Origin of the sequence: Methanosarcina barkeri 3, assembly GCF_000970305.1 — an archaeon.
Classification (GTDB): Archaea; Halobacteriota; Methanosarcinia; order Methanosarcinales; family Methanosarcinaceae; genus Methanosarcina; species Methanosarcina barkeri_A.
Map to the genome: position 1 here is coordinate 3,782,740 of NZ_CP009517.1, position 26,599 is coordinate 3,809,338.

Consider the following 26,599-nt stretch of genomic DNA (forward strand, 5'->3'; position numbering starts at 1 on the left):
GGTACTTATATCCACGAGTTGTTTGTACGTATGCGAACGGGTATCTACTGAAACCATCAGACCCTCCTAATATCCTAAACTACACCCCTAAAACCAGATTTTTGCTATGTTTCTGCCCGTTCGCAGTTCCTCTTGATTTTCATTTTATTTTTAAGATATTTTTGTTCGTATATGAGCGAATTTTTTTGTAAATTATAATAAACTCGGTTACCGATAGATTCTTGCCTCAAAATTCATATGATAGATTCCTGCTTCAAAATTTATATAAATCCATTTCTCATTCTTCTATTAGCATGAAATTCGATCTGCACGTACATTCCGAGCATTCAAAAGATAGCAGCTCAAGTCATGACGATATTCTTGAAGCTGCAAGTAAAAAAGGACTTGACGGACTTGCTATTTGTGACCACGACACTGTGGAAGGCGGTCTTGCCTGTCAAAAAAGAGCCCTGGAACTTGGCCTTGAGCTTACGGTTATTCCAGGTGTGGAGGTTAGTTCTTCGAAGGGGCATATCCTTGTTCTCGGAATCAACCAGAATATCGAGCCTCTTCTAAGTCCGGAAGAAACGATAAAGAGAGCTAGAAAACTCGGAGGCACGGTTATTATTCCTCACCCCTTCAAGCGCAGTTCTCATGGGATAGGAAGCTTCGAAGGGCTTGATATTGATGCCGCTGAGGTTTTCAATTCCCGCTGCCTTTTTAATAGAGCCAACCGAAAAGCCGCAGCCGAGGCAAAAAGGCTTGGAATCCCTGGCGTTGCAGGAAGCGATTCTCATATTCCCGAAATGGTGGGCCAGGCGTACACCGAAATCGACGCGCAGGAAAATACCCTTGAAGCCGTACTAGAAGCCATCAGGGAAGGAAAAGTTTCTCCTGCAGGAAAAAACACGCCCATGTCTATTATTCTTAAACAAATGTCAGGTAGTGCCATACGAAAAATCAAGAAAAAATTATTTCGTAAAGCATGAGTCGCTCAAAAAAACTTTAGTATGCTGTGAAGTCTTAGCAGGACTGCAATTTACTTACGATTGCTTATTTTTTAGTGTCGTATTTTTCTATGATTAGCAAGCATAAGGAAAATTTCTTCTATTCTTCATATATATCTCCCAGGCATATGCATATAAGTTAAGCAGCAATCAAAGTTTAGGTTTATTAGTTGCAAGATCAGATTAATCTAACCGAAGTAGCTGAAAATTGCTGTGAAACGCCATATTCAAAGGTTTAAAACGTCAAGTAGTATGGTAGATATACAAAATCCAGACTAAACGAAGAGTAGGGGGTAAAGAATGGGAAAACAAATATCTGAAAGAATAAGAAAAACACTGAACATTCTCCTGTTAGTCCTTTTTGCAACTTCTCTAGTAAGTACGTCCGTAAGCGCAGCTGAATCTGTAAAATATATAGAAAATAGCAATGACAGCTATACTCGCGGCTACTGTGAAGGATATTTAAAAGGATACAACATGGGGTTTACAGATGGCATAACCGGTAGAAGTTCGCTCATGTTCCCCATGGTCTACTACGGGCCAGATTCCGGATACGATGGCGGATACTTTAACGGGCTTAGAGATGGGTACGGTGCCGGATTAAATATTGGAAAGAAATTATGCGGTATCTGATCCGACAAGTATCAGTGTGATTTTCCGGTGAAACAATTCTAACGGTTATAAAAAACGGTTATAAAGCCTGCTGACATCCATACCGAACAAAAAAGAGTAAAACTCAAGAATGGAGTTTAAAAGAATTACTAACGCTAGAATTCCTGTTCAATAATTTGGAGACATGACCGGATTTTAGAGGGCCTGTAATTTACTTACGATTGCCTATCTCTGGTCAAAGAGGCTAAAGGGCTGTTTTGCCAGATTTGTCAATGATCCGCATGCCCTTTAACCTCGATTTGTTCTCTTTTTTTAATTTAAGGTTTTGCAATTCATTGAATTGAACTAATTAGCTCATAGAAATATTTCGATTCGTGAGTAAGATAAAAATTGTACCATGAATCTAACGTTTCCAGCGAGAATACGTCCAGTTTCTTCAACACATGAACAGTAAATTCCAGCGAAGCTGTTCCGGAAGCAGTAATCAGATTTCCGTCAGTTACAGCCGGTTCTTGTTTATAATACATTTCCCCTTCATAATTCGGACATGTCATTTTAAGGAACCCAGGACCATTACTGGTGTGCCATCTATTGTTCAGCATCCCTTTTTCAGCAAGTCCCATTGTAGCGCCGCAAATTGCTCCAACAATCACACCTTTCTGCAAACACTCTTCAGCCTTTTTTAAAATAGGGTCGTGAATTGCTTCTGTCCATGTATTTCCTCCAGGGAGTATCAGGGCTGCCGCATCTTCAATAATAAGTTCTTCATGTCCGATATCAGGTATTACTTTTATACCACCCATTGTAATTACAGGAGTATTATCTATGCCAACTGTAACTATTTTTAAAGGTTGAGCCTCTTTTCTATAGAATCTTCCCGAGTTTACTTCAGCGCTTAAATAACCAACTTCCCAGTCAGCCATTGTGTCAAATACGTAAAGATATACTGTGCTTTTCATACGTGATCCCACTGTTAAAATATCAAAATCATCTGTTTTATCCTTAGTCTTATAACGTAAAAAAAAAAATTGTAAGATAATTGTATTAAATTAAGGATTTTTACAAAACCCTGAAAGTTAGATTTCATTATAATGAGCAATGCTTTTATTAACCTTACCATCTTCTCCAAAAAACAAAATTTCTGCAGCACGTTTTCCGAAAACAGCCTTATAATAAATTACCAGGCTATTGACACTTACAAACACATCAAGCAGCTCAAACCGAAGATCAGGGACTTTTTCAAGTGCTTTTTCCCAGTATGGTTTCACATTTTTCTTACCTTTAAGGGTGCCTGTTTGATCATTCATTACTAGGACTATCATATAGGGGTGGTCATCTCGAAGTCTTCACTATAATGGTCAAGAATTCTGTCAATATTATGAGAGTTCCAGGCTTCAATCAATTCTCTGGCAAATTTCTGTGCTTCAATTAGTGATATCATTTAAATAGCTCTTATACTTCTAATAAATCGGAACTCCAAAGTTATTAAAATTTTTATTATTTATTAGAGAATTCCAGTTTGCTGTGGTTCCAGGAAAAAGGAATTTTAGTGCCCACAACAAAATAACCTATGCAACACACAATTATGTTTGAACTAGATAGTTGAGCTTGTTTGCGAAAATATTTGGGTACAGTATAAAAACGTGCCTAAGTTATTTCGCTACGGGTACTTAGTTGGATTTTCCTTGAATGACTGTAATTATTAATCTACTATTATTCCGAATTTATTTTTACTAGACTCTTAATTAATCCCATTTCAACTTACGGAGTAATTTCACAATAATTATCACAAATATAACAGGTATTATTACATTGAGCACAATCATTATTATTTCATTGATCCCCATCATTTTACAGCCCCCTACTTAATTTTCATTTCCATTTTAATTTAAAAAGCAGTTTCAAAATTAATATAAAGAATATAACAGATATTATTATGCTGAGCGCAAATATTATTTCAGAGGTACCTATCATCACCTTATTGCCCCCCTTATTTTTATCAATTATGAATTAAAATTATACTGTTTTTTGTAATATATTTTCTTATTACTATATACTGTTTCCTGTAGTTCTTTTTCACTGATATCGGCGGATTAAAGAGTTTCAGAACCATCGGATCAACAGCGTGGCTCAACAACGTTTTTGTGATATTGAGCGATCAATTCTCCTTTTTTTGATTTATTTCGATCTTTATTGTCCTTTTTTTCTATAATTAATAAGCATAAGGAGAATTTCTTCTATTCTCCTTATATATCTCCCAGTTGTATGCATATAAGTTGAGCAGCAATAGAAATTAAGGTTTATTAATCTCAAAGTCGGGCTAATCTAACCGATGCAGCTTAAAAAATTGCTGTGGACGCAATAAATATTCAAAGGTTTATAACACGAATTATAGTAAAATGACCACAAAATCCAGATTGATTAAACAAAGAGTTGGGGGTAAAGAATGGGAAAACAAATATCTGAAAGAATAAGAAAGACACTGAGCATTTTCCTATTAGTCCTTTTTGTAGCTTCGCTGACGGCTTCGTCCGTAAGTGCAGCTACATCTGTAAAATATGGAGACAAAAGCAATGACAGCTATACTCGCGGCTACTGGGAAGGATACTCAAAAGGATACAGTGCCGGGTTTACAGACGGCATAGCCGGTAAAAGTCCACTAATGTTCCCATTGGTCATCGGTTAAGGAATTATTTCCTTCTCCTCTCACTCTTTTTTTGATTCAGTCTCTTCATTTCTTACTCAAACCATTCATCTCTAAACCTTTCTCTGTTTACATGTGGATCCAATGCTTGACTTTCATATACACTCATTATCGTTTCAAAAGTTCTCTGAATTCCACATCTATTCAGAATTACTGTCAACAAATCTGATGCATTCTCTGCAAATATTGTACTCCAACGTAACTGCGTATATCTAGCCATTTTTTCAGGATGAGCTGTTGAGTTTCTTACAAGAGAATAAATTCTTCTGCTAACAATTAGTGTCAACATTGCTGTCCAAATTAGAGCTTCAATCACCTGCACATTCTTTGTTTCAAGAACGTCCAGAGCGTATTTGCTTTTCATCTCCTTAAACAGCAATTCTATATCCCATCTTGCCCCATATAATTTTGCAATGTCTTTTGCATTCAAAACATCTTTCTGAATGTTTGTGATATATATGTGGTGCTTTTCGTCCTCATCATTATATACCGCAACAAGACGTACACTCATCTCATCCGGTTTTTGCTTGCCTTTATACGCTCTTCTTTTGAATGCTATTTTTACAACTGCGTCAATATCTTTTCCAGAAAGTTGCTTAATACATTCACTAACAGGTTTTCCAGCGAACTCTTTGCTTTTTGTCTTAGAAAGTCCCTCTTCAACAGAAACAAGAATAGGGTCCATATTCTTCCTAATTCTTGATACAAAATATCCCCCATTTTCTTCAACTCTTGCAAACATTTGAGTTTTGTAGAAACCAAGATCAACAAGGAGAATACGATCTTTGATCCAGGGACCTATTTTTAATGTCTTTACCTCAGCTGTTTTTTCAGAGTACAGAGCAACGGTTCTAGGTCCATTAGCAACTGCACTTACCATAACTCCAACTTTTACTCCTGCAGCTACTGTTCTTGATCTTGCTGCCGGAAACTTGTCTGCTAACGAGGAATGGAGACGAACAATTGTGCTGTCCTGAATGACAACATCTTGGAAGGTTTCGAGTTTCTTGCTAAGTTTCCTACCAGGTTCTTTTGCAAGTTCTTCCATGCCATGAATTACACATTGGTGAAGAAACTCAACAAGTTCTGGAGTAAAACGATAGTACCAGCTGCTATCACTTATGGTTTTTTGTGACTCAGTTTCATATTCTCGTTTTAAACTGGCAAGTGTACGCTGCAAGCGTACACCAAAACTGAGAGTTAAAACCCAAAAGATAATGACAGGGTCAATTTTACGTTCACGTACTATAAGACCAGTTTCTTTGGCAGTTTGCCTTAACCACTCTTCGGGAAACATTTCCCGAAGAGAGTCTTCAAGAGTAGGTAGGGGACGAGGAGACATAGATACAGAGATATTTAGGTATTATTATAAAAACATGTACAAGAGAGGGAATTTAATGCTTAACCGATGACGCATGCTAATGTTCCTAATGATCTATTACGGGCCAGATTCCGGATACGATGGCGGATACTTTAACGGATTTAGAGACGGGTACGGTGCTGGATATAGCACTGGAAAGAAACTATACGATCTCTGATCCGGTGAGCATCACTACGGTTTCCCGGTGAGATGACTCCATCGGTGATATACCAGGTGATGATAATTCATACCGGAACAAAAAGAGTAAACTCAAGATCTGTTTACTTGAATACAGAATCTAATGGACTTATAGGAAAGAGATATTTTCTGTGACAAAATGGATTAGATGGATTTAAACCTGAAGAGAGAACTGGTCAAGTAAATGGATCTGTAAAACGAACTCAGGTTGAAACCTTAAAAATCAAATTTCGTTATAATGAGCAATGCTTCTATTAACCTTACCATCTTCTCCAAAAAACAAAATTTCTGCAGCACGTTTTCCGAAAACGGCCTTATAATAAATTACCAGGCTATTGACACTTACAAATACGTCAAGCAACTCAAACCGAAGATCAGGGACTTTTTCAAGTGCTTTTTCCCAGTATGGTTTCACATTTTTCTTACCTTTGAGGGTGCCTGTTTGATCGTTCATTACAAGAACTATCATAGGAGTGGTCATCTCGAAATCTTCACTATAATGCTCGAGAATTCTATCAATGTTATGAGAATTCCAGGCCTCAATCCATTCTCTGGCAAATTCCTGTGCTTCAAGTACTGATATCATTTAAACAGCTCCCATATTTCTAGAGGATCGGAATTTCTAAAAGTATTTAAATTTCTCGATCTGTTTGGGAGTTCCGATTTGCTGTGTTTCCAGAAAAAAGAAATATTCCGGATTCATTTTTATTCTGGATACGGTTTTAGAGATATTTTGACATCTTGTGGAAATGTGAAAAATAGAGACTACAGGCATTGATTTTCTTAAAAGAAAATAACTTATCGCTTACTGTCATATCCTTCTATAAGCTCAAAACCTGTAAAACCGAACGAAACCGAACGAAACTGAACAAAATTGGACGAAACTGAACTAAACGGAACAAAACTGAACGGAACCAAAGGTTTATAGTTGGGGGATAAACAATGGCAGAAACAACCGATCAGAATAAACCTATGATCTGGAAAGAACTCGTACTTGGATTTGCTGTGGTTGAATCGTGCATATATCACTCGATTCGCACAATACCTATTGTGGCTGCGAGCAGTGCAGAAGAAGTGCTTTTTACTGAGGACGTTACCAGGCTTACGAAACTGGAAGTTGATGAGACCGTAAAAGGAGTACTTCCTGTCCCGTTCCCAACATATGAAGTAACAGGGTCCATGTCGGCTGAAGGTGAAGAAGTTAGTGAGGTGCTTCTTTTAGGGTATGAATATCCAGGAGTACAGGCTCCGGATTGGACGGAGATTCTTAAAAGAGAGGTTGCAAATCCGAGAAGATGTGTATAAGTCGACTTCACAAAAAGCTCGTGTTTACTATGTAGAACAAAAAATAATTTGCAAGGTATAACTCTTTCTTATTCATTCTCTTTTATGCCTTCGTTTTTTGAAAAAGAATTCCCTGAATGGGTGGGACCTATTGAGATACCAGATTTTATATAATTAAAACCCGCCGGCCTCAGCCGTGCGCCTTCCCCGGACAAAAACAACCTGAAATAATAATCACTGCGGTCTCCTTGAATTTATATTAATACACAGACAGCCGACCACCAGAAGCACCTCCGGAAGTTTATTTTTGAAACTTATGTCAGGCTTATGTCAGTCAGTCAGCATTTCGGCGTGAAAGATGTTAACTTTCCATCTGGAGGAAATCTATCTTCTGTAAAAATTAGTTAATTACTAATATAGAAACCCTCATAGGGTAAAAATTAGAGACTGATAGAACCATGGCCAGGGAAATAAGGATACTCCACACTGCAGACACGCATCTGGGATACAGGCAGTACCACAGCGAGGCACGGAGAAACGATTTTTTTGCAGCTTTCGAACTTGTTGTAAACGATGCGGTTGAGATGCAGGTTGATGCCGTAGTGCATGCGGGAGACCTTTTTGATTCGAGGAACCCGACCCTTGAAGACCTCCTTGAGACAATTAATCTCCTGTCCAGGCTAAAGGTGGCTGACATACCTTTTTTAGGAATTGTCGGGAACCATGAGAGCAAACAAAATACCCAGTGGCTTGACCTTTTTGAAGAGATGGGACTTGCGGCAAGGCTCGGGAAAAAACCGCTTATGGTAGGAAATGCGGCCATTTACGGGATCGACAGTGTTCCGAAATCAAAAATCCCTATCTTCGACTATTCAGGGTTTGAGGTACCGGACTCACATGCTGTTTCCAGTTCTTCCACTGATTCCACTTTCTCAAATCCTTCCACGTCTTCAACCCCTTCCACTTCCTCAGCTCCTTCCACCCAATCAACTCCTACCACCCAATCAACTCCTACCACCCAATCAACTCCTACCACCCAATCAACTCCTTCCACTTCTTCTAATCTATCCAGCCCTTCTCCTTCGTCCACCTCTTCCATCCCTTCCTCTCCTGTGGAAAAACGTTGGAAACTGCTTGTCATGCACCAGATAATGAGTCCTTTTCCGTATGCGGAATGGGATTGTGATGAAGTGCTGGAAAATCTTCCTTTTAAGGTTGATGCAATTCTTCTTGGTGACTACCATGAACATTCAATAATTAAAAATAAGACAGGGGAGACCTGGATTACTTACCCTGGCAGTACGGAACGGAATAGTCTGTCCGAAAAAGAAGCCCGTTCCTATAATATCATCACGCTTTCCGAAAAAGGGCTTGAAATTAGCAAGCGAACAATTCCAACCCGGAGATTTCTTCCCATTCGAGTAGAGTTGAAAGGGGAAGATCAGCCATATGAACAAATATTTTCTAAAGTGGACGAATATCTGGGAGAGATCCGTGAATCCGTAGTATTTCTGGAGATTTTTGGGGACTCGGGGGCAGTCCTGTCACAGAGCGAGCTTGAGGAGTACCTGCTTAATAAAGGAGCTCTTGTACCGAAAGTTATAGACCGGAGGGCAAAAGAATCCTTCCCTGAAGAAGTCTTAAAGGTAACCTTTTCTGATCCTGACCACGCCGTTGCAAGCGAGATCCGAAAAATGAGCTTAAACGACGGTGGGTTGATTATTGATGAAATTGTCAGGAGTTCTGATATTTCAAGGTCAAGGGTTGACGAAGAGACCGAAAACAGGCTTTCGAAACTTATTGAAGCAAAAATTATGGATTTCAAAAGCCCTGATTTCAGGATAGAGATTCCTATAAATTCGGCCAGTTCCGACAATTCCGTTTACACTGCCAGCATTGCAAGTTCTACCACTACAGGATTTCTGGAATTTGAAGAGATAAAACCTGATGCTGTAGAGGAAAACGAATTTGCAGAAAAAAAAATACCGGTTGGAGCAATTACCAGCAAGCTTGAAATTACTGAACTCTCAGGAGTTCTGAGGACTTCAGATCAAGTTAATGATACTGAAAAAAAGGATAATAAAAAAAGTACTGAGATGTCAAAGAGTACTGAGATATCAAAGAGTACTGAGATGTCAAAAAGTATTGAAGCCTCAAAAAGTACTGAGACATCAAAGAGCATTGAAACCTCAAAGAGTATTGAAATTTCAGCCGTGAGTCAGGATCACTCCGAACTGACTCTAAGCTCAAGCTCTGAAGAACCATCGAATTCGGAGTTTCTGAAACTGTCGGATTCGAGATCAATAGAGTTGTCCAGTAAACCTATAGTGCCGCTCAAATCGAATATCTTGCAGGAAACTTCAGAGAATCCTGGGAAAACTCAAGAAATAGAAACCGAGTTCAGGAAAGACAAAAATAACGAACCTGAAGTTAGACCTGAAGGTCAGGCCGAAAGAAAATCTGAAACCAAATCTAGAGGTCGAACCGAAAAGAAGCCTGAAATTAAATCTGAAAGTAAAACTGAAAGAGAGCTTGAAAGTAGATCTGAAATTAAACCTGAAAGCAATCCTGAAATTAAACCTGAAAGCAATCCTGAAAATGAACTTGAAAGTAATCCTGAAAATGAGCCTGAGAAGAAGAGTAAAAAGCTGTCTGAATCCAGGGTTAAAGGCAAACCTGAAAAGGAAAAAACAGGCAAAGCCGAAAAGTTACCTGAAGAGGAACCTTCCAGGGCTACGGAGCTAAACGAAAAAACGGGGAAGACAGGACCGAAAAAAGGAAGGAGAAAGGCTGCTGTACCTCGACAGTATAACCTTGGTGATTACCTGTGAAGCTCAAAAACCTGTATATTGAAAACATACGGAGTTATAAAAAACTGGATTTTACATTTGAAGACGGAGTTACAGTAATTTCCGGAGTGAACGGGAGTGGGAAGTCCAGTCTGCTTGAGGCCTGTTTTATGGGGCTTTTCGGGAGCAAAATCCTCTCAAAGGATTTTGTGCTTGCGGATGTGGTCTTCAAGGGGGCTGAAAATGCAAAAATAAACCTGGGTTTTGAGCATTTAGGGCAGGATTATCTTATCGAACAGGCTTTCAGGTATTCCCCTAAAAGTGAAAACGTTTCGAACTCAAAATGCGTGCTCTATGCCAATGGGGAAAGTATTATCGATCAGGCTACCCGGACTTACGAAGAGGTCTGTTCCCTTCTGAATATGGACGAAGAGGCATACAGAAACTGCGCTTATATCAGGCAGGGTGAAATTGACGTACTCATTAACGCAAAACCAAAAGACAGGCAGCGAATGATTGACGGCCTTCTACAACTTGGAAAGCTAGAAGAATACAGGGAAAGAGCGGGCAGTGCAAAAACGGCTGTAAGAAGGCTTCAAAGAGATACAAGTAACAGCCTTTCAGGAGTAACGGCTGAAATTGAAGGAATTGAAAGTACAGAACCGCATACTGTTTTGAATGGGCTCAGGCAGAAGATAAAGGACAGCAATTCAATCTTAAAAAAATTCAATGAGAATAAAGAGGCTGCAGCTGTCCAGAAAGAAAAACTCGACCTGCTGATTACAGAGCATAGAGAACGTCTCCAGGAAATCCAGGGTCTTAAGCAGGCCCTGGCTAAATCTCAGGAAGACAAGACTGGCTGTATCCGGGAAAAAGAAGTTTTCGTCGGAGAAGCCCATGAACAACGGCAGGCTCTGCTCGGACTGGGAGAAGAAAATAATCTTATTCGTGAAGAATGCGGCTTTGGAGACCTTGAGATTGAGGCACTAAGCTTGCAGCAGGAAAAAGAGGAGTTTCTTGCCAGGGAAAAGGTAAATGCGATCTCAAAAGAACTTGCTCTCCTCCTCAGAGAAGAAGAGGTTCATGCTCAGGCTCTAAGCAATCTTGAAAACGAAAAGATTGAAACTGAACGGATTTTTACGCAGTGTAGGACGGATATTGGGACTACAAACGGAAAAATCGAAGAAAACAGGAAAAATATACTGAGAATAGAGGATGAGAATAAAAAGTTAAAAGAAGATGCAAAAGTGACTACAGGCTTCACGGATACTTATGAGATTCCTTTATTCATAAAAGAGCTGGAAGAAAAAGAGAGCCTTCTGCGTGAACGAAAAAACGAAGCCTCAACGAAACTTGCACTTGCTTTTAAAGAAAAAGAGACAGGAGATATAAATCTTCTCACACTTGATAAGGAACTTCAAAATTACAGAGTCACAGTCCGAAAAAGTAAAACCGAGATAGAAATCCTTGAAGAAGAGCTCAGGGAAAATGAAGAGGCAATCCTGGGAGTCCAGGAGCAAAAATCCGAAGCTTCTGCAGGGTTAAAGGGTCTTGGCTTTACCGGAGAACAACTCGAGGACCTGGAATATTTAAGTGAACTTCTGCTGGAAAATAAAAACAGGTTACACGGACGGGAAAAGGAGCTTGAAGCTACTATCAGGGAGCTTGATAAAGTAATCCGTAAAAACCGGCAGTTGCTTACTGAAGGAAAATGCCCTACATGCGGACAGGATCTTAAAGGCTCTGAAATTGCATGCACAACCGGAGAATCCGAACAGAAAAAAGAAAAGCTTGCAGCAGAACTTCTCGATATAAAACTCCAGCAGGCCGAAGTCGAGAAAAAACTTAATCGGCTCAAGGATGCAAAAAAACTGGAGAAGCGAATTTTGGATTACGACCTGGAAATTGAAAGACTCAAAAATAAGGCAAAGGACTTCCAGGAAAGGATAGCTATCCATAGGTCCCGAACCGAGGAAGACTCTCTAAAACTCGAAGGTCTTAATAAACAAAAGGAGGAACTTGAGGCTAAAATAGGAAAGCTCCTCCCTGATATTAAAGCTCTGCAGGGCTGGGAGGCTGCTGCTCAAAAAGCCCATGGTGAGAGTGAAAGAGTGCTTCGAGAGGCAAAAGCTTTTGAGAAAAAACTTGCTGGAAACGCCTCGGAAATTGAGAGCCTTAACGGAAAAATAAGGACTTCCCTTGCGCTGATCGAAAATTACGGGCAGAGGCTTGAGGAGCTCAGTAAAAAATTAAAAGAACTTGCCGAACGTGAGACTCTGGAAAAAGAAAAACTCAAAGTTCTGGAAGTTGAACTTGAAACCCTGAGGAAGAAGGAAGCCCTGGCAAAAGAAACCCATAACGAGAGTGCAAAGCGTCTCTTGAAGACAAAGAAACTCGGGGCAAACCTGATCCAGATGGATAATATAAAGCATAAAATCTCAGAGCTTGAGGCTTCAATCAGAAACCTTGCTGAAAAAGTCAGCTTCTTTGACCGGGAGATCCTTGAGAGAAACGAACGGATAAAGCAGCTTGAAGGAAAGCTGGAGGGAAGCAGGTTCGAAGATCTTCAGTCAAAGCGTGCTCAGCTTGTAGAGTATCAGGCAACCCTCACTGAAAAAACCCGGCAAATAACGGCTGCTAAAGATGCGCTCTTAAAAGAAGTAGGAATGGTTGAGAACAGCTTAAACCGGCGCAATGAGCTGAAAGACGAACTCAAAGCTCTTGAAAACAGGCAGCAGTATCTTGAAGCCGTATATAGTAATGCCGAGGAACTTGAGAGCATGTATATGCGCGTTCGGGCTGATATGCGGACAAAAAATATAGGGGCCCTTTCTACCCTTTTGAATGAAATGTTCAGCTTCATGTACACAAACAATGCCTATTCCCATATCGAACTTGACCCGGAATATAATCTCACGGTTTACAGAAAGGACGGCACTCCCCTTGAACCCAAACTCCTTAGCGGAGGAGAACGTGCAATCTTTAACCTTGTCCTGCGCTGTGCAATCTACAGGCTTCTTGCTATGGGTTTCGGCGGAGACAGGGCAGACGGGCTTCCTCCCATGATCCTGGACGAGCCCACAGTTTTTCTGGACCGCGGTCATATAAACCAGCTTTTGAAACTAATAGACATGATGCGCGGTATAGGCGTAGGCCAGATTATTGTGGTCTCACATGACGAATCCCTTATAGATTCGGCAGACCATGTCTTCCAGGTAGAAAAAGACCCTATTACCAATATGTCATCTATTGCAAAGCTTTAATACAACCGTTGAGCCGAAACCGTTGACCCGAAACCGTTGCGCCGGTTTATCACGCCTATAGGGTTTGGGGATAAGGTTCTCAATCAAATCCAAACACTGCTTGGGGTTTTCGCTCAAGCCTTTTTTTAAAAGGCTTGCGGGCAAGCAGTTTTTTGAAAAGGCTTGCGGTTTACCAGTATACCAGGTAATTAAATAGCTCGTCAATTTCCTTTTCATACTCTTCAAAAAAGCTATAGTTTTTTACAAGATAGCCTTCAGCAGGGATATCTTCGAGATGCCCATACCAGTAGACAACCATGCCCTCTCCGAAAATCTCTGCATACTCTCTAAACTGTTTCTTTGAATAATGTTCGTGTTCGAAGTCGTCTCCGAAAAGCGCTTTGCTTTCAATCCAGTTGACCATGAGATTGTCTATGCATACAGGAGTTTCCAGGACAAAATCAGGAGTCTTACCGTCTCCCTTAGCTCGAATCTCTACTTCGGTACAATACTGAATTTCCCTATCATCAAGCCATTTCTGGATAAGTGCTTCTCCCATCTCACCTTTCTTACACTGCATTTCATGGGCGTGAGGAGAAAAAAAATGATCGGCCTCTAGAGCTTTTTTGACTTCCTTTCTAAGGCGACGGTTTTCAATTAAGTCCACATTTTTGAAAAACCAGTTTATACTTTTCTTGGAAATTTGACAATTCTTCATAATAAGCGATGCCATAAGGGTAGGAGGAAAACCTGTGTACTCTGCAAGATCAAGAATCGTACGTCCCTGTTTCCATTTTAAAAAAAGTTCATTCTCTCGGGAATAAATTTTCCTGTGTTTGAACCGAGTCTTTTTTACGACTTTCTGGTTGAGGATCGTTGCAAGCACGCCTACTGGTTTGGAATATTCCTCCGAAAGGCGGAAAACGTCTTTAAAATCATGCAGTGAACTATAGATTATCTGGTATGTTTGGCGGTCCATCCTGAATCATCGTATCCTTTTTTGTTTCCTTCCCGGGAATGCAAAATGAAAGTTAAGTAGAGTGAAAACGAGAATCTTACGATATTAAAATTCCCTCTCAGACGCACAGTTAATTATCCATAAATCCTTCTATGTTTATGGTTTATAATTTATCAACACCTTAAAACCCGGAGCAATTGACTCTTTACAGGAGTCAAGCAGGTCAACTTAAGGAATGCCGAACAATGAAAATAATATTTCCTTCAAGAGTAAGAGACCCTTTCCGGAACGTCTGCCTATGCCTGAGTTACTTTTTCTAGCGTGAGGGCTGTTAGCCAAGCCTTTTAAAAAACTGCTTGCCCGCAAGCCTTTTTAAAAAAGGCTTGACCGAAAACCACTGTAAATCTAAAGTGTCATGAGGGGTATGATTACAAGCCTTTTAAAAAAAGGCTTGACCGAAAACCACTGTTAAGTCTAAAATGTCATGATGGATAGGTATGATTAGTTAGTGAAACGGTTGTAGCTCAACAATTTCGAAAAACAGCCATTTTCGAGCTGAGGGCGGTTAACTCCAGAAGTCTTCATCACAAGTTTCAGGAAGATCTATTTCCGTTGCTTTATCAGTTCTACGTTTTTCCCTGCTTTCACGGGACTTTTCTGCTTTCTCTTCTCTTCCTGGCAAGCAAGAGTTATCTTTTTTACCGGTATCGGAACGTGCAAAGATTGTTGTATGCTTATCTCTTAAAATAACTTTTTCTGGAGCCTTTGAATTTTCCTGTACTCTTGGCTGGGTGTTTGCATAGATTATCGAGTTCTGTTCAGTCGACTCAATTTTCAGTCTGGATTCCAGCCTTATGGAAGCTTTTTCAGGGTCGCTGAGAGCGTATCTTTCTCTCGTTCTTTCGTCGTGATTTACCTCGGGATTTAGGTTAGGCTTCCTTACAGTTGTTTCCCGGAAGTGCCGGCTCTTAGTAACACTTTCTTCTTTCCTTTCAACATGTTTTTCAGGAGACTTTTTTATGAGCCTTGAAGGGATCCAGTCTCCTTTTTCAGAGACGTTTTTTCTTTTAGATAGGGGATCTCGACCTAATTTTCGGAAAGTATCCTCAGCATAGGTATCCTTATTATGGTCAGCTTTACCTGACTTAACTTTACTCGTTACGCCGTAGCCTATAAGGCATGTGGGTTCTTTCGTTCTCCACTCAAGGCAGAAGAGGTGGCACTCCCGCCCTTTACATGTCTGGCTTTCATCAAGTGGACAGACTTCTGGAAGAGTCATAGTACTAAAAACAACAGAATATAAAAAATAGTTAACGGTAATAAAATTAAACTATTTTCATCAGAGTCCTTTAAGAGCGTCTGCAATAAGGGGAGCAACACTCAGCCTGCTCTCTCCTTTTTCAAGAGTGTCGGTTCCGATGATATCCTTTACGCCCGCGTTGAAAAGTCTTAAAGCTGCGTTCCTTGCAAGTACAGGATGTACACAGGCAATGTGAACATCTGCTGCTCCCTGAGCTCTGAGCATTTTGATAGACTCAGCCATTGTCCCTCCTGTTGCAATCATATCATCTACAAGGACAACGTTCCTGCCCGTTGCATCGAGATTCTTTGTCTTGATTACAACAGTATCTCCACTGAGTCTTGTTTTCTCCAGGTGATCATAATCAAAGCCCAGACCTGACGAAACACGCTTTACAAGCCCTTGAGCTCCAGAATCGGGGGCAATGAGCAGTGGATTTTCCAGGTTAAGCCCTGCGATATGCTCCCCAACAAGTTTGGCTGCGTCAAGGTTTTCCGCATGGCCAGGGAAGTGCTCAAGCACACTTTTTTCGTGAATGTTTATCGTAAAGACACGGTCAGCTCTGATACAGCGGGCAATTGCGCGGGCACTAATCGGCTCTCCTAGCTTGAACTTCTTATCCTGTCTGGCATATCCCATGTAAGGAATCACGACATTGAGTTCTTTTGCCCCTTCACAGGCATCGATAAGCTGGATCAGGGAAACAAAATCAGAATCAGTAGGCATACTTTGAATAAGAGTCACACGCTCGTTTTCGGTATCTTCTGCTATTCGGAGATAAAGTTCTCCATCAGGAAATCTATTAAACTCGGAAAGTACAGGCTCTATCCCTAAAGCCCGGGCAGTGCGGCTGGCAAGTAACTGTGATGCTGGTCCACCTATAATTTTCAAGATATATACCTCAGTCTGCCGTCTTGATATATTCCATCCTTTAAAAAGCTTATTTTTTATGGGCTTACCCTGAGCTTTATCCTTTGATTTTTTCGAGCACCCTGATATTTTGTATTGAAGTGTTTGGATAATTCCCGCTTTCGTCTTTTTCCGCTGATTTCACCATATCCCATATTGTCAGCAGAGCTGCTGAAACCCCTGTTAGAGCCTCCATCTCAACTCCTGTTTTTCCTACAGTCCTGACTTTTACCTCTACTGAAATCATCCCTTTGCCGATCCCAAAATCCACATCTATTGCAGTGATAGGGATCTGGTGGCACATTGGAATTATCTCAGGGGTCTTTTTAATTGCAAGTATGGCCGCAACTCGCGCAGTGGCGAATACATTCCCTTTTTCCACATTTCCTGTTCTTATCTTCTCTACAGTCTCCTCGGAAAGTATAATGTCCCCTGCAGCTCGCGCCAGTCTCGAAACCTCACGTTTTTCGCTGACATCTACCATATGCGCTCTGCCGGACTCAATGTGAGTAAATTGCTTTTCCACAAAATCACCGCGTTTTTCACAGATATATAAGCTTGATTAGTCTGGTTCAAGCCAATCTGGCTTTCAATTCCATTTCTCTGGACCGTTCAATACTTTTTAACAGTTCAATAGATTTTTCTGGCGTTTTTAATGCTTTTTGGCGTTCTATGCATATTTAGTATTTCAACGCAACTTTTATAGGATCAATCGGCTCTGATCAGTAAATTATGATCAGTAAATTATGATCAGTAAATTATGATCAGTAAATTATGATCAGTAAATTATGATCAGTCAATTCGGATCAATCGATTCTTATTTGCTTTCTTTGTGAATAGTCTTCGAGTAATTTACCCAGCTCTTCTCTAAGTTCGCTGGCTTCTTCAAGATTTAGTTTTATGACCTGTTCATCTTCCCCGTGAAAAATTGCAATTCTTATCCGGTTTCTTTCGATTTCCAGCTCGATTTTCCTTTCAATTTCATGTACCACACAAATTTCCTCCCCATTAAGCAAATATATGGTGTTTAGACTTAGACTTTACTTTATCTCTTTTACACAATCTTCTTTTTACCCTATCTCGGCTATTTTAATTATTTCAGGAATTTTCTCCAGGACATCCGTTGCAAGCAGCCCGTTTCCTGCCTTTTCAAAAGCCAGATCCCCGGCTGTCCCGTTGATATGCGCAGCACAGGCTGCCGCGAGAAATGCTGGATTTCTGGAAAAAAGCGATCCTGTAAGCCCTGCAAGGACGTCACCTGTACCTCCTACGGTCATGCCCGGATTTCCCGTTCTGTTCAATAAGGTTTGTTTTCCGTCTGAGATGATATCGATTTTTCCTTTGAGAAGTGTTACAACCCCTTTTTCTTCCGAAAACTCCCTGACAGCTTTAATACGAGCTTCCAGGCTCTCAGGAGTTTCCATATTTCTCAGGCGGGCAAACTCCCCGGCATGCGGGGTTACTATCAGTTCGCAGTTGCCTGCAATGCTTTCAAAAATGGTGCCTGAAAGAGCTGAGAGGGCATCGGCGTCAAGAACCGCTTTCCTGCAAAAAGGAATGATTTTTCGGACGGCTTCCAGGGTTTCTGTCGCTCTCCCTAACCCCATTCCCATTACAACTACATCATGGGAACTTATAAGGTCCAGAAGGATTGAAAGATCATCAGGGCAGAGAACATTTGAAGAGAGTTTTCGGACGATCAGGTTAGGAGAATATGATGCTACTATTTCGGCTACAGGTGCGGGAACTGCTACTGTCACAAGGTCTGCTCCAGCCTTAAGGGCTGCAAGAGCTGCAAAAGTCGGAGCGCCTGAGTACGGACCTCCCCCTATAACAAGTATTTTTCCGGAATCCCCTTTGTGCTCCTCTGACTTCCGCCTGCGCAGCATCATGAGGTCCCCTGGACCAACATACTGCTCGGCGTCAGTACAGATTCCGATATCTGCAACCTTTATCACTCCGGTGTATTCTTTTGCCTTCTCGCTCAAAAGCCCGATTTTCATACGGTGAAAAGTAACTGTAAGCCCTGCATGCACGGCTTTTTCAAAATCTCCACCATCAGGATCTAGTCCTGAGGGTATATCAATCGAGATTACAGTTTTTCCGGCTTTTCCTTCAAGATTTATAAGGTCGATAGCCGTTGATTCGGGCTCTCTGAGCTTTCCACTTATTCCGGTTCCGAATACCGCGTCTACGAGCAGATCAGTTTCCTGAAATAGTTCCGAAGCCGAAGCTTCAAGCTGGCTTGAATCCGTTATTTCGAATATATTCACACGGCTGAACTTCAGGAGGGAAAAGTTACGGAAAGCTTCTTTCGTTCCTATATCCCTGGATTTTCCCAGCAGTACTACGTTTACAATGTATCCCAAAGAGCCTGCAAGATGCCTGGCTGCAACAAAAGCATCTCCTCCGTTATTTCCCCTGCCTGCAATAAAAAGTACCCTGCCGCTTTCAAGCTTTTCCCTTATGTGCTGTGCAATTAAGGCCCCTGCATTTTCCATTAACTGGACAGGTAGAAGCCCAAGACATTCGCAATTTCGGTCTATCGCCTTCATCCTCAAAGAACTGATGCACTTCATAACCATTACCTACTAACTATTTCATGTGGTCTCCTTTGCCCACCACTTAAGCTTTCAAATTGTCTATGAAAAACTGAACTTTCCCGTTCACATAAGTATTCTCTGACTTATAGATAGAAATTGTTATATACCCCCAGAGCAATTGAGGGAATTTATTTCTTATATTTCTACACCGAGGAAAACCTATTTGATGTTATTAAGTATATATGTTACATTCCGATATAACATAATATACCGGAATTTTTGAATTTTCCATAAAAAGAATATTATTTCTTTAAGAGTACAGTATATAAAACTCAATTTCATAAGAGTATCTAATCAGCAAGAAAAACAGTCCAAAAACTGCAGTTAACTTTACGGTTAATTAGCTGCAGTAAAATGTAAATAGGTAGGATTCTGATCAAATGTTTGCTTTCCTTTACACTTGTCTGGACTTATACAAAACAGGGAGGACTATTTTTGCTTAACTTATCAAAAGATGCGGATAGCAATCTTAAAAGTACAGTCAAACCCAGATACCTTGTTCTGGGAAGTGGAAGTGTCGGTTTTGCACTTGCAAAAGAGCTCAGGGAAAGCAATAAGCTCGTGATTATTGTAGATAAAGACGAAGCTAAGGTTGAGACTCTCAGGGAAGAAGGCTTTGAGGCGATTGTAGGCGATATCTCAGACCCTGAACTTGTCGATAAGATTGACCTTAAAAATGTTGTTGTTATACTTTTCCTGACTTCCAATAATGAGGCTAACAGAAAGGGCATTGAGAATTTCAAAAAGGCAATTAATCCTGATGTTCAACTCTTTTCTCGCGCCTCAGATATTATAAACAAGGAGAAAATGGAAGATCTTGGAGCAGATTATGTCTTTATGCCTTCCAAACTTGTTGCAAGTTCCCTTTCCCGCTCCCTTGAGAGGGCAGAATCGGTTCACAGGGGTAACAGGCTTGCTCGGTGGCTTAAAGGGATAAGGGACAAAAGACTTGCTATTGTAATTCACGATAACCCTGACCCGGATGCTATTTCGAGTGGATTGGCCCTGAAAGAGATTGCAAAGAGCATTGGGGTTGAGGCAAACATCCTCTACCATGGCAGAATAGGGCATCAGGAAAACAAGGCCTTTGTAAACCTTCTAGGGATTGATCTCGGCAAGATGGAAGAAAACGGCCTCAAAGGCTACGATGAAATTGCCTTGATAGATTGTTCTATTCCCGGCGTTAACAATATGGTTCCTCCCAACTCGTTTGTGGGTATTGTAATTGACCATCACCCACCAGGAGAAACCGAGATAAAGGCTGAGTACATAGATATCCGGCCTAATTTCGGGGCAACGGCTACTATAATGACAAAGTACCTCCAGCAGCTCAATATTAACATCTCCAAGACCCTGGCAACAGCCCTGCTCTATGGAATTCGGACTGATACTCAGGATTTCAAGCGAAAGACCGACCCAGCAGATCTTTCAGCTGCTTCGTACCTTTACCCCCTTTCGAACCACGGAATTCTTGATCAGCTTGAGCAGCCTTCAATGGCCATCGAAACCCTTGAAGTGCTCGGAGAAGCCATAAGAAACCGGCAGGTGCTTGGAAGTTATCTTCTCTCGAATGTCGGGAACATAAGAGATAGAGATACACTTCCGCAAGCTGCAGATTATCTTTTGAGCCTTGAGGGGATCTCTACAACCGTAGTTTTTGGGGTTACCGAAGACCGCATTTATATCTCCGGGAGAAGCAACGATATAAGAATTAACCTCGGTGAAGTTATGCGCCAGGCTTTCGGAGAAGATGCCGGTGGACACGCAAATGCAGCAGGAGCCCAGATTCCTCTTGGAGTTTTCAGCGCTACAAAAGACCGGCAGACATTACTCAGGCTGGTTAATGAAGCCGTAGTGAAAAGGTTCCTGAGTGCCGTAGGAGTAGAAAGTGTGGGAGAATGAGGTCTTACAGCTTTATCTCTACCCGCTGAAAATGTCTTTTCAAGATATTAAGTAAAGCCTGTTTGAGAAACAATAAAGGGAAGAAAAAAGAATGAAAAAAATCCTTTTTCTCTTTTGATTTATTAAAAAATTTTAGTTTCTATTTTCGTTTTAAAAATCCGGCTCAGAAAATCCTTATTTTGAGTCTGGAATTTTCACCTCTACCCTATTTCCTTTCAGTACATCATCTTCCGTTACCTTGATTTCTGAGGTTGTGGCATTCCCTCCTGCATTCAAGGAATAAGTCGATAGAGCACTGACTCCTCCTGCCTTATTTTCGGTCGAGTAAGGTACGGTTATTTCAAATGAACCGTTTTTGTCTGATGTTACTTCATTTTGATATGTGAATTTTCGGCCTGTGTTCGAGCTAAGCTCAAGGGTCGCAGTAATGTTTTGTCCTGGGTCTGCAGTGCCTGAAAGCCTGGCTCCGGGGACAAACTCGAATATCTTTACATCACCGGTCGTGTCATTATCTTCCACAGAAGCAGTACTTTCATGGACAAGCCTGAGGTTTCCGAGATTTGACCCGTCAAGTTGCTGAAGTTTGTATATTTCGGTTTCCGTGTATTCCTTTTTAGCAGTTGCAACGGTTCGAAACCCACCATTTCCACTGACGGTTTGAACATTTAGGTACTTGCTTATGTCCCCGCCTGCGAGTTCGACAATGGACCCAAACTTACCGCCCGCCATCAGATTGTCGGTTATTACATACTTTACTTTGAGCTTTTCCATAATTGCCTTTGCTTCTTCCTCGGAGGCCGTCGTGAAGAAATGTGCAGAATCGTCTACGCCAGTCTGGAAATTGTTTGAAACTGCAGGTCTTTTAGCCTGGTAAACGATCCAGTTTCCGTAATCCCACCAGCTCAAAACTCCATATTCGGGAGTTCCGGACGGATCAAGGTAGTAAGAAGTTTCAGGGCTCGAAGTTCCAAGCCATGTCAGAGAATCTTTCCATACAGGATCAATCACGCCCTGATCTTTTGCGAAAGCAAGTCCTGCCCATGTGCAGGGGATAAACACAAGCCCTAGCAGTATTAGGGATGAAACAATTTTAAAATAGTCGGGCTGAGAATTATTTTTTGAGACTGAAGAATTATTTGTTTTCGATTTTGATTTTGTTTTTGACTTCACTTCTTTTCCTGCCTTAAGTGCAGGCACGGTATTTTTCTCGGAAATGGAACCGGATTTTACCAGCTTTCTTACTTCGGTCTCAAAGTTAAAAGATTGAAGTAAAACCCAGAGGAAGTATGAAGTCAGGATTGAGACGTTTACTGCGAACAGATATGAAAAACGCCTCTGAGATAACGTTAAATATGCGAAAAAGACTGACCATAAAAGGAAAAACACCCCTTCTGGCTTTGCTTTTTCTCCTTTCCACTCAAGGCCAAGCAGGAAAAAGCCTCCCAGAGTAGAAAGGAAACAAAGCCCGAGACTTCCCAGTACTGGAGAAAAAGTAAGTTTTCCCTGTGCAGTTAAAAACATTGGCAGGGCTTCGGAAATCGTGCCTATATATTCACCTTTTCCGAGGAAGAAGTTCATTCCTTCAATTATGAAAGAATAGGATTCGGCGGAAAAAATTCTAAGAGATAAAAGCCCTGCTACAGAAACCAGTATTAAAGCAGCTGGATAGTACTTCCAGTCCAGATCTTTTTTCGAGATATATAAGGAAAATCCCCAGAGGATTAAGGTTCCGGCTATCATGATGAGCATATAGAACACCTGGAACCAGGAAACATACATTGCACTCATTTCCAGACCTGGACGCAAGGACTCTGCTGACAGGGGAATGGTAAAGATAAGTGTTGCAAGAAGGGTCACAGTAGAACATATAAGAAGATAGGCTGAGCTTTTCCCGGCCTTAAGGTCGAGTGTGGTCTGTATGAATGCGTAGAATACAATAAAGCTTACAAACACCGGGGCTCCTATCCATGTGTAAATCAGAAGTGCAAAGAATAGTCCGGATACTCCTGCAAGAGCTAACGATTTTATTAGTTTCTTTTCTGAAGAGATAGTTTTGAGAGAGGCCAGGGAAAGAGAGCCTTCTCTTGCCCACTTTAAAGCAAGTAAGAAGCATGCATAAGCCGAAGTTGAGAGGAGAGTCTCTGCTACGTGATGGTCAACTGCTCCAAACCGAGAAATGTAAACATGAGCTGGAATCACTGCAAAAATCAAGGCCCCAAGAAGTGCGGTTTTTCGGTCAAATACCGAAGCAGCTGCTATATATAGTGGAATTATTGCCAGAACTCCCAGAAGCACTGGCAGCAGAGCTCCTGCAAACTCGGTGGTATACAGACTCGGGTGACCTCCCCCCAGGATATTTGCAAGCAGCGCACCCAGGAAGTCAAAAAGAGGCGGCCACCCTACTTCAAAACCATTAGGGTAATTGATATAAGAATCGAAGTTAAGGGGCTGGGGAAAATTGACAGCTGTATATAAAATGCGCCGCATATGGTAGAAACTATCATATCCCAGAACATTTATGCTTCCGTTTGCAGTAACGGCAGAATATGAAATCATGCGCATGAGAAAAGCAATCAATATAACTGCAGTCAAAGAAATAATACCGAATTTTAAATTATGAGCGGGCCGTTTTGCCACCGGACATCCCATGCCTTTGTTCGTAGTAACCATCTCTTTTAGTTTTTAACTTTTGCATTCATTGAACTTTTGAATATCTTAATCTTTGATAGTAGTTGAATTAATATAATAACTTTAAGGTTGTTTTAAGATCTAAATAATAATGTGAGTATTGAACTTGTTGATAACATGGATATTCTTAACATGTTAATAACATGAATATTCTTAATATGTGATACGTGAATATTCCTAACGTGTTGATAACATGGATATTCCTAACATGTTGATAACATGAATATTCTTAACATGTTGATAATATGAATATTTATAATATGTGATAACATGGACATTCTTAATATATATGACCGTAGACTGTAATTGTAGCCTCAGTATTGAATTTGCACCGTTAGACATCATATACAAAGAAAGTAAACAAATGAATAGCGCTAAAGTGATGCTTAAGGATCCCAATCTTCAGAGTAAAGTATTTCATTACAGGGCAAATAATACTAAACTGAAGCTTAAAGTGAAGGTTAGCTGTTTTTAAATAAAGTGGGGTTAACTATATTTAAATGAAGTGAAGGTTAACTATGATTAAATGAAGTGAAGGTTAACTGTGATTAAATGAAGTTAAAGTTAACTGTTATAGTACCTGGCTAACTCTCTTGCTATCTAATGAATTATTTCGTCATCTAATGAGGCATTTCATCTGGGAAGTATTATATATAACTAATGAACCATCTCACCTGAAAGTATTATATCTACTATATCTACTGTTGAGATACAATTTTCAATATATTTATAATCGTTGAGCTTAATGGATTGTTGAAATCTTACAGGAAACCCTGTGCTATTAATCAGAAATCAGATACACAGATAAGTTTTGTACTGGTAATTTAAGGATAGATAGGAAGCTTCAGATTATAAAACCCAATACAGTAATTACCCCACTCCTAGAAAAACGAGGTATTGACATTTAACTGATGTGCATTGAACTGATGTGCATTGAACTGATTGTGCACTGAATTGAATGTGAGTTGAATGTGCACTGAATTAAATGTGAATTGAATGTGCATTGAACTGAATGTGACAACTGAATGGCCACATATAATTTTATTAGCTTTTTATCTACATTTGTTAAAACCCCCTGAAAAAGTGAGAAATCGATGAAAATAGCCATATTTCATGATTATTTCGGAGCCATTGGCGGCGGAGAAAAACTTGTTCTCATGCTTGCAAAATACTTCAATGCCGATGTTATCACTACTGACTTGAACATGGAGTCCGTAAAAAAGATGGGGTACTCCGATATACATATAATCAGCCTGGGGAAAACCCCAAAAGTACCTCCTCTGAAGCAGATTTCCGCATCTTTTCAATTTGCATCCTGTGATTTTTCAAAGGAATATGATTTTTTCATTTTTTCAGGTAACTGGGCATATTTCGCAGCAAAGAAACACAAACCCAACCTGTATTACTGCCATACTCCTACACGAGCTTTTTATGACCTCTACGAGACTTTTATCAGCAGGCAACCTATCTGGATTTCAATTTTCTTTAGGATTTGGGTCAGGCTCCACAGGCCAGTTTCCGAATACTACCTTTCCCATGTTTGTAAAATCGTAACTAACTCTAAAAATACCTCAGCAAGAATCAAAAAGTATTTCCACAGGGACGCTGAAGTTATCTATCCCCCTGTAGAAACTTCAAAATTTACCTGTAAAGAGTACGGTGATTTCTGGCTTTCAGTAAACCGGCTCTATCCTGAAAAACGAGTTGAGATTCAAATTGAGGCATTTAAGAAAATGCCCGAAGAAAAGCTTGTCATTGTTGGGGGATATTCCAAAGGAGATCACGCAAAAAGTTACGCAAAAAATATCCTTGACAATTTACCTGAAAACGTAAAAGTTCTTGGTGAGGTTTCAGAGACGGAATTACTTGACCTTTACTCCCGTTGTAGAGGTTTTATCTGCACTGCCATGGACGAGGATTTCGGGATGACACCTGTGGAAGCTATGGCAAGTGGAAAACCTGTTGTAGCTGTAAACGAGGGTGGGTTTAAGGAAACGGTAATCGACGGAAAAACCGGTATGTTTGTGGAAGCAGATGCTCAAAATATAATCAGGGCAGTAAAGAATATCTCGAAAAACCCGTCAAACTATGGAAACGAATGCTTTAAGAGAGCAGCTCTGTTCGATCTCTCAAATTTTGTAAATGCTATGAAAAATAATGTTACCCCAGAAAACTGTTTTTATGAGAGATAATTTCCGGTAACCAGACTATTCCTTGAAAAATACAATACTCTGTCATTCCGGCGAAGTAATAATCAGGAGATATTAATTTGAATATAGGCTTAATTCTTGAATTAGCAAAAAGAGATATTACTGAAAAGTATTCCGGGTCTACCTTAGGAGCTTTGTGGAACTTCATTTATCCACTTGTAGATATTTTTATATTTACCGTTATATTTGCTAATCTTATGGGATCGCGTTTGCCTGGCTCGTCTTCGGTTTACGCATATGGATTTTATCTTACCTCTGGTGTAGTCGCCTGGAATGCTTTTTCAAACACGGTATCAAGAACGGCCACTGTTTATTTAGATAAAAAACATATAATCACAAAAGTAAAGGTTGATCTTTCTTCATTCCCTCTTTATATTGCTATTTCGGAAAGTATCACTTTTGTCGTGACAATGGGAGTATTCCTGTTTTTACTTCTAATTAGCGGATATGGAATAAAACCTGTAATCTTATTTGTTCCGTTAATATATCTGGTACAGCAGTTCTTTGCCTATTCACTTGGATTTTTCATAGGAATATTTGTTGTTTTTATAAGAGATTTAAGAGAGATTGTAAGAATTGTACTTCAGTTCTGGTTCTGGTTTACACCGATTGTATATGTTTATGACATACTTCCGGAATACGTCAAAGAGATTATGGTCTATAACCCTGCGTTTACATTTATTCATGCCTACCATAGTGTCTTTATATATGAGCAGAGTCCGGACTTAGAGGCTATTCTGTATCTGTTCCTGTTGAGTTTTGCAATTCTGCTGTGTGCAGGTTTTACTTTCAAAAAGCTTGAAAAGGATGTTCGAGACTTTATATAATTAAAAATTACAAGTTGTGAATACAAA

Annotated in this window: 21 protein-coding genes; 9 read left to right on the forward strand and 12 right to left on the reverse strand. The window is 40.3% G+C overall.

The genetic code is table 11. From position 1 onward, the window contains the following. Positions 1 to 293: 293 nt before the first annotated feature. Complete coding sequence (locus tag MSBR3_RS15455) at positions 294 to 968, forward strand: PHP domain-containing protein (protein WP_048109081.1); 675 nt, start codon at positions 294 to 296, stop codon at positions 966 to 968. Positions 969 to 1,286: 318 nt separating this feature from the next. After that, positions 1,287 to 1,619, forward strand: a complete 333-nt coding sequence (locus MSBR3_RS15460; RefSeq protein ID WP_048109082.1) for a hypothetical protein — start codon at positions 1,287 to 1,289, stop codon at positions 1,617 to 1,619. A gap of 311 nt (positions 1,620 to 1,930) precedes the next feature. Here MSBR3_RS15460 and MSBR3_RS15465 read toward each other — a convergent pair whose 3' ends face one another. The 3 genes from MSBR3_RS15465 to MSBR3_RS21175 form a co-directional block, all read right to left on the reverse strand. Next, positions 1,931 to 2,557: a type 1 glutamine amidotransferase family protein gene (locus MSBR3_RS15465; protein ID WP_048109083.1), complete on the reverse strand. Its 627-nt coding sequence runs from the start codon at positions 2,555 to 2,557 to the stop codon at positions 1,931 to 1,933. Positions 2,558 to 2,674: 117 nt separating this feature from the next. Continuing rightward, positions 2,675 to 2,905: a nuclear transport factor 2 family protein gene (locus MSBR3_RS21170; RefSeq protein WP_230627536.1), complete on the reverse strand. Its 231-nt coding sequence runs from the start codon at positions 2,903 to 2,905 to the stop codon at positions 2,675 to 2,677. 11 nt (positions 2,906 to 2,916) lie between these two features. Then, positions 2,917 to 3,039 carry a nuclear transport factor 2 family protein gene (locus MSBR3_RS21175; RefSeq protein WP_230627538.1) on the reverse strand — a complete coding sequence of 41 codons (123 nt, stop codon included), beginning with the start codon at positions 3,037 to 3,039 and terminating at the stop codon, positions 2,917 to 2,919. A gap of 1,005 nt (positions 3,040 to 4,044) precedes the next feature. Here MSBR3_RS21175 and MSBR3_RS15475 point away from each other — a divergent pair. Next, positions 4,045 to 4,284 (forward strand): hypothetical protein, encoded by a 240-nt coding sequence (locus tag MSBR3_RS15475; protein ID WP_048109084.1) that lies wholly within the window; start codon positions 4,045 to 4,047, stop codon positions 4,282 to 4,284. Positions 4,285 to 4,336: 52 nt separating this feature from the next. On the opposite strand, the gene MSBR3_RS15480 is transcribed toward MSBR3_RS15475, so the two are convergent. Together MSBR3_RS15480 and MSBR3_RS15485 are read right to left on the reverse strand one after the other, a co-directional pair. Then, a complete protein-coding gene (locus MSBR3_RS15480) occupies positions 4,337 to 5,644 on the reverse strand; it encodes an IS4 family transposase (protein WP_048107951.1) in 1,308 nt (435 codons plus the stop codon). 439 nt (positions 5,645 to 6,083) lie between these two features. Beyond that, complete coding sequence (locus MSBR3_RS15485) at positions 6,084 to 6,446, reverse strand: nuclear transport factor 2 family protein (RefSeq protein WP_048109085.1); 363 nt, start codon at positions 6,444 to 6,446, stop codon at positions 6,084 to 6,086. Positions 6,447 to 6,802: 356 nt separating this feature from the next. On the opposite strand from MSBR3_RS15485, the gene MSBR3_RS15490 reads away from it, so the two are divergent. From MSBR3_RS15490 to MSBR3_RS15500, 3 genes are all read left to right on the forward strand, one after another. Continuing rightward, the gene (locus MSBR3_RS15490; protein WP_048109086.1) at positions 6,803 to 7,165 is read left to right on the forward strand and encodes a hypothetical protein; all 363 of its coding nucleotides are present in this window, start codon (positions 6,803 to 6,805) and stop codon (positions 7,163 to 7,165) included. A gap of 437 nt (positions 7,166 to 7,602) precedes the next feature. After that, positions 7,603 to 9,975, forward strand: coding sequence for a metallophosphoesterase (locus MSBR3_RS21795; RefSeq protein WP_052723434.1), 2,373 nt, complete (start codon positions 7,603 to 7,605; stop codon positions 9,973 to 9,975). Next, complete coding sequence (locus MSBR3_RS15500; RefSeq protein WP_048109087.1) at positions 9,972 to 13,196, forward strand: DNA double-strand break repair ATPase Rad50; 3,225 nt, start codon at positions 9,972 to 9,974, stop codon at positions 13,194 to 13,196. The genes MSBR3_RS21795 and MSBR3_RS15500 overlap by 4 nt, the downstream gene beginning before the upstream one ends. Before the next feature lie 169 nt (positions 13,197 to 13,365). Here the strand turns inward: MSBR3_RS15500 and MSBR3_RS15505 are convergent, their stop codons facing one another. The 6 genes from MSBR3_RS15505 to MSBR3_RS15530 form a co-directional block, all read right to left on the reverse strand. After that, positions 13,366 to 14,154, reverse strand: a complete 789-nt coding sequence (locus tag MSBR3_RS15505) for a C15orf41 family protein (protein WP_048109088.1) — start codon at positions 14,152 to 14,154, stop codon at positions 13,366 to 13,368. Between the two features lie 544 nt (positions 14,155 to 14,698). Then, positions 14,699 to 15,412, reverse strand: coding sequence for a hypothetical protein (locus MSBR3_RS15510; RefSeq protein ID WP_048109089.1), 714 nt, complete (start codon positions 15,410 to 15,412; stop codon positions 14,699 to 14,701). Positions 15,413 to 15,472: 60 nt separating this feature from the next. Then, complete coding sequence (locus tag MSBR3_RS15515; protein WP_048109090.1) at positions 15,473 to 16,324, reverse strand: ribose-phosphate diphosphokinase; 852 nt, start codon at positions 16,322 to 16,324, stop codon at positions 15,473 to 15,475. Positions 16,325 to 16,400: 76 nt separating this feature from the next. Next, a complete protein-coding gene (gene moaC, locus MSBR3_RS15520) occupies positions 16,401 to 16,868 on the reverse strand; it encodes a cyclic pyranopterin monophosphate synthase MoaC (protein WP_048109091.1) in 468 nt (155 codons plus the stop codon). 280 nt (positions 16,869 to 17,148) lie between these two features. Further along, positions 17,149 to 17,334 carry a hypothetical protein gene (locus tag MSBR3_RS15525; protein ID WP_048109092.1) on the reverse strand — a complete coding sequence of 62 codons (186 nt, stop codon included), beginning with the start codon at positions 17,332 to 17,334 and terminating at the stop codon, positions 17,149 to 17,151. 78 nt (positions 17,335 to 17,412) lie between these two features. After that, a complete protein-coding gene (locus MSBR3_RS15530) occupies positions 17,413 to 18,921 on the reverse strand; it encodes a bifunctional ADP-dependent NAD(P)H-hydrate dehydratase/NAD(P)H-hydrate epimerase (protein WP_048110616.1) in 1,509 nt (502 codons plus the stop codon). A 459-nt stretch (positions 18,922 to 19,380) separates the two neighbouring features. Between MSBR3_RS15530 and MSBR3_RS15535 the strand changes: the two genes are divergently transcribed. Further along, positions 19,381 to 20,847 carry a DHH family phosphoesterase gene (locus MSBR3_RS15535; RefSeq protein WP_048109093.1) on the forward strand — a complete coding sequence of 489 codons (1,467 nt, stop codon included), beginning with the start codon at positions 19,381 to 19,383 and terminating at the stop codon, positions 20,845 to 20,847. 174 nt (positions 20,848 to 21,021) lie between these two features. On the opposite strand, the gene MSBR3_RS15540 is transcribed toward MSBR3_RS15535, so the two are convergent. Continuing rightward, positions 21,022 to 23,517 (reverse strand): oligosaccharyl transferase, archaeosortase A system-associated, encoded by a 2,496-nt coding sequence (locus MSBR3_RS15540; RefSeq protein WP_230627540.1) that lies wholly within the window; start codon positions 23,515 to 23,517, stop codon positions 21,022 to 21,024. Between the two features lie 1,112 nt (positions 23,518 to 24,629). On the opposite strand from MSBR3_RS15540, the gene MSBR3_RS15545 reads away from it, so the two are divergent. Both MSBR3_RS15545 and MSBR3_RS15550 read left to right on the forward strand, forming a co-directional pair. After that, positions 24,630 to 25,727 (forward strand): glycosyltransferase, encoded by a 1,098-nt coding sequence (locus MSBR3_RS15545; RefSeq protein ID WP_048109095.1) that lies wholly within the window; start codon positions 24,630 to 24,632, stop codon positions 25,725 to 25,727. 77 nt (positions 25,728 to 25,804) lie between these two features. Then, positions 25,805 to 26,572 carry an ABC transporter permease gene (locus tag MSBR3_RS15550; RefSeq protein WP_048109096.1) on the forward strand — a complete coding sequence of 256 codons (768 nt, stop codon included), beginning with the start codon at positions 25,805 to 25,807 and terminating at the stop codon, positions 26,570 to 26,572. Positions 26,573 to 26,599 lie beyond the last annotated feature (27 nt).